A 2,539-nucleotide genomic window follows, 5' to 3' on the forward strand; every position below is an offset into this window, starting at 1 on the left:
GCCTCCGCCGGCAAGGCGCGGCGGGCCCCCGCCGGTGCCGCCGTGCTGCGCGAGGACGTCACCGAGGCGATCCGCGCCGCCGTCTTCGCCGAGCTGGCCGCCGTGGGCTACGGGCGCATGTCGATCGAGGGCGTGGCGCGCCGCGCGGGCGTCGGCAAGACCGCCGTCTACCGCCGCTGGCGCTCGAAGCTGCACCTCGTGCTCGACCTGGTCTCCGCGATAGCCCTCCAGGGCCTGCCCGCGCCCGACACGGGCTCGCTCGACATGGACCTGCACCTGCTGTACGAGGTCGCCTCGCGCGCGCTGCGCCACCCGGCGGCCTCCCAGATCGTCCCCGACCTCTTCGCCGAGGCGGCCCGCAACCCGGACCTCCAGGAGGCACTGGAGAAGGCCCTGCGCGAGGCACAGCGCAGCGTGGCCCAGGGCGTGCTGGACGCGGCGGCGGCGCGCGGCGAGATCCGTACGGACCTGGACCGCGACCTCGCCCTCGACCTGATCACGGGCCCGCTGTACTGGCGCGTCCTCGTCGTCCGCACCAAGACGAAGCGCGGCTACCCGGCGGCCCTGGCGAAGACGGTCGCGGCGGGACTGCGGGGCGCGTGAGCGCGACGACGCTGGACCTGTGGCGCCGCCACCTGGGCGCGGTCCCGCCCGAGGTCCTGAGCCGTACGGACCTCACGACGCTGATCCTCGCGGACAACGACCTCACGTCGCTCCCGCCCCTCGCGCACCTCACCGCCCTGCGCACGCTGGACCTCGGCCACAACGCCCTGACCGAACTCCCGTCCTCGCTCGGCTCGTTGACGGGCCTGGACGGCTGCCTGTACGTGCACGACAACCGCCTGACGCGGCTCCCCGCCTCGCTCGGCGCCTTGACCCGCCTGCGCTACCTGAACGCGGGCGGGAACCCGCTGCGGGAACTCCCCGACACGCTCGGCCGTATGGCCGGCCTCCTGGAACTGCGCGTACGCGAAGCGGAGTTGACGCACGTACCGGACTCCGTCGGAACCCTGACCCGCCTCCGCGAACTCCACCTGGGAGCGAACCGCCTGACGGCCCTCCCGCCCACGCTCGCGGGCCTGCGCGCCCTGCGCCTCCTGGAGTTGCGCGACAACGCCCTGACCACCCTCCCCCCGGCCCTCGCCCACCTGCCCCGTCTGCGCCACCTGGACCTGCGGGGCAACCGCCTCACGACGCTCCCGCCGTGGATCACGTCCCTCCCGGCCCTGGAGAAACTGGACCTGCGCTGGAACCCGTGCGAGATCCCGGCGGGGACGGCGGCGGAGCTGGAGGCCAGGGGCTGCTACGTCCTGACGTGACAGGGGGCGCCGGGCCGGCGGGCCCCGTCGCCGTCCCGCGGCCCGACGGGACCCACCGGCAGCACCCGGCGGGGGAACCGACTACTGCGGCTTGAAGGACCGGATCTGGTAGTTGCCCTGGAGGTTGCCCTTGCCGTTCTTGGGCGTGGAGCCGACACGGTGCTTGTAGTTGGTCTGGGTGTAGTACTGGACGCGGTGGCCGGTGCGGTTGAAGACGGAGCGGACGTTCTTGCCGCGCTGGATGAACGAGCAGTTGTCGGCGGTGTTGGCCAGCTTCGACTGGGACCACTGACACCGGGTCCCGGTCCCGTTCCAGCCGTCGTAGATGCAGAAGTACCCGGGGTTGCAGCTGTAGGCCGCCGGACTCTGCCGGGGTGCGGCGGCGACCGCGGGAACCGAGCCGAGCGCCGCCACGCTGAGGGCGACGGCGGACACGGCGAACGAAGACATACGGCGCATGAGGCGCTCCTCTGACTGGTCGGAAGGCTCTCCCCCTGCCGCGAACAGCCTGACCACCGCACCCCCCGGGAAAACGCCCCACCGAACCAGCACACACCACCGACCCATCCCCCGACCGCCCTCACATCCCCCTGCGCGCCCCCTCACCCCACCCCCACCCACCTCCCCACCTTCCGTCGCACCACGTCGCCCATTCCGCGGGCGCCCGGGGCGACGCGGAGGGCGAGGGCGGCGGAGTGGGTGGCGTAGGGGTGGATCAGGACGAGGCCGTGGCGGCGGCTCGGGATGGCGGTGCGGCGCAGGTGGCCCGAGGAGGGGAGGGCGCGGGGGCGGGTGGTGCGGGTGGTGCCGTCCGCGAAGGCGAGCATCAGCCACACGTCCCACGTGCCCGCCTCCAGCTCCGTCAGGCGCACGCGGAGCGAGGCCGTCCAGGTGCCCGGGGTCGGCCCGGCGGCCAGGCTCGCGCTGCGGCGCTGGACGACGCGGCCCGTGTCGCGGTGGACCAGCGCCGTCTGGACCGCGACCGGTCCCGCGTCCTCGACGCGCCCGTACAGCTCGTGCAGGCGCAGCCGCAGGCGGCTGCCGCGCGCCGCCGGTTTCAGGATCGCGTCCACCGTGAGCGGCAGGCGGTCCATCGGGGTGGACTCCAGGCGGGCGAGCGAGACGCCGGGCAGATCGGCGGCCCACACCGGGGCACCGGCCTCGTCCCGCGCGTACGGCGGCAGGAGCCGTGACGGCTTCGAGACGAGGTCGCGCAGGCG

The 2,539-nt window shown here is 74.3% G+C and carries 3 protein-coding genes and 1 pseudogene; 2 read left to right on the forward strand and 2 right to left on the reverse strand.

Going from position 1 to position 2,539, the window contains the following annotated elements; genetic code table 11:
• The coding region (locus tag G3I42_RS07085; RefSeq protein ID WP_164283426.1) for a TetR/AcrR family transcriptional regulator at positions 1-603 on the forward strand (603 nt) is incomplete at its 5' end.
• Entirely contained in the window at positions 600-1,319 is a 720-nt protein-coding gene (locus tag G3I42_RS07090; RefSeq protein ID WP_164283428.1) for a leucine-rich repeat domain-containing protein, read from the forward strand. The genes G3I42_RS07085 and G3I42_RS07090, both read left to right, overlap by 4 nt.
• Positions 1,320-1,400: 81 nt before the next feature.
• Here G3I42_RS07090 and G3I42_RS07095 read toward each other — a convergent pair whose 3' ends face one another.
• Together G3I42_RS07095 and G3I42_RS07100 are read right to left on the reverse strand one after the other, a co-directional pair.
• Positions 1,401-1,778 (reverse strand): peptidase inhibitor family I36 protein, encoded by a 378-nt coding sequence (locus G3I42_RS07095; protein ID WP_164283430.1) that lies wholly within the window; start codon positions 1,776-1,778, stop codon positions 1,401-1,403.
• 143 nt (positions 1,779-1,921) lie between these two features.
• Positions 1,922-2,539: pseudogene (locus tag G3I42_RS07100) on the reverse strand (transferase); the annotation flags it as partial.

This window comes from Streptomyces sp. SID11385 (assembly GCF_010548245.1).
Taxonomy (GTDB): Bacteria; Actinomycetota; Actinomycetes; order Streptomycetales; family Streptomycetaceae; genus Streptomyces.